Source organism: Ligilactobacillus murinus DSM 20452 = NBRC 14221 (assembly GCF_001591685.1).
In the GTDB taxonomy this organism is placed as follows: domain Bacteria; phylum Bacillota; class Bacilli; order Lactobacillales; family Lactobacillaceae; genus Ligilactobacillus; species Ligilactobacillus murinus.
Map to the genome: position 1 here is coordinate 1 of NZ_BCVJ01000124.1, position 895 is coordinate 895.

Annotated in this window: 10 tRNA genes; all 10 read left to right on the top strand. The window is 49.9% G+C overall.

What is annotated here, in order from left to right:
* Positions 1 to 7 precede the first annotated feature (7 nt).
* The 10 genes from LMU01S_RS10070 to LMU01S_RS10115 all read left to right on the top strand — a co-directional run bounded on the left by LMU01S_RS10070 (position 8) and on the right by LMU01S_RS10115 (position 865).
* Positions 8 to 99 (top strand) — tRNA-Ser (locus LMU01S_RS10070).
* A 12-nt stretch (positions 100 to 111) separates the two neighbouring features.
* Positions 112 to 183: transfer RNA gene (locus tag LMU01S_RS10075), tRNA-Glu, on the top strand.
* A gap of 5 nt (positions 184 to 188) precedes the next feature.
* Positions 189 to 261 (top strand) — tRNA-Val (locus LMU01S_RS10080).
* Positions 262 to 271: 10 nt separating this feature from the next.
* A tRNA-Asp gene (locus tag LMU01S_RS10085) sits at positions 272 to 344 on the top strand.
* 25 nt (positions 345 to 369) lie between these two features.
* Positions 370 to 445: transfer RNA gene (locus LMU01S_RS10090), tRNA-Phe, on the top strand.
* A 1-nt stretch (position 446) separates the two neighbouring features.
* Positions 447 to 529 (top strand) — tRNA-Tyr (locus LMU01S_RS10095).
* A gap of 11 nt (positions 530 to 540) precedes the next feature.
* Positions 541 to 614 (top strand) — tRNA-Trp (locus LMU01S_RS10100).
* A gap of 5 nt (positions 615 to 619) precedes the next feature.
* Positions 620 to 692 (top strand) — tRNA-His (locus tag LMU01S_RS10105).
* Between the two features lie 7 nt (positions 693 to 699).
* Positions 700 to 771: transfer RNA gene (locus tag LMU01S_RS10110), tRNA-Gln, on the top strand.
* Between the two features lie 23 nt (positions 772 to 794).
* Positions 795 to 865: transfer RNA gene (locus tag LMU01S_RS10115), tRNA-Cys, on the top strand.
* Positions 866 to 895 lie beyond the last annotated feature (30 nt).

Sequence of the window (895 nt, forward strand, 5' to 3'; positions counted from 1 at the left end):
TTTTAATGGAGAGTTGTCCGAGTTGGCCGAAGGAGCATGATTGGAAATCATGTAAACGGGTAATGACCTGTTTCAAGGGTTCGAATCCCTTACTCTCCGTTTTAAAATTATGGCCCGTTGGTCAAGTGGTTAAGACACCGCCCTTTCACGGCGGTAACATGGGTTCAAATCCCGTACGGGTCACTTATGGAGGATTAGCTCAGTTGGGAGAGCGTCTGCCTTACAAGCAGAGGGTCACAGGTTCGAGCCCTGTATCCTCCATTATAATTATGGTCCTATGGTGTAGGGGTTATCACGCCTGCCTGTCACGCAGGAGATCACCGGTTCAAATCCGGTTAGGACCGTTGCAATAAAAATTGCATATATTGTGGCTCGGTAGCTCAGTTGGTAGAGCAAAGGATTGAAGCTCCTTGTGTCGGCGGTTCGATTCCGTCCCGCGCCACCATGGAAGGGTAGCGAAGTCTGGCTAAACGCGGCGGACTGTAAATCCGCTCCTTCGGGTTCGGTGGTTCGAATCCACTCCCTTCCATTTTTCATGATAGGGATATAGTTTAAAGGTAGAACTACGGTCTCCAAAACCGTCGGTGTGGGTTCAATTCCTACTATCCCTGCCATGATGGCGATAGTGGCGAAGTGGTTAACGCACCGGATTGTGGCTCCGGCACGCGTGGGTTCGATTCCCACCTATCGCCCTTTGATTGGGGTATAGCCAAGCGGTAAGGCAAGGGACTTTGACTCCCTCATGCGCTGGTTCGAATCCAGCTACCCCAGTTAAGGATTTGTTCCTTGGAGATGGCGGTATAGCCAAGTGGTAAGGCAGAGGTCTGCAAAACCTTTATCACCGGTTCAAATCCGGTTACCGCCTTTGTCGTTTATAAAGGCAACCTAATTAAAA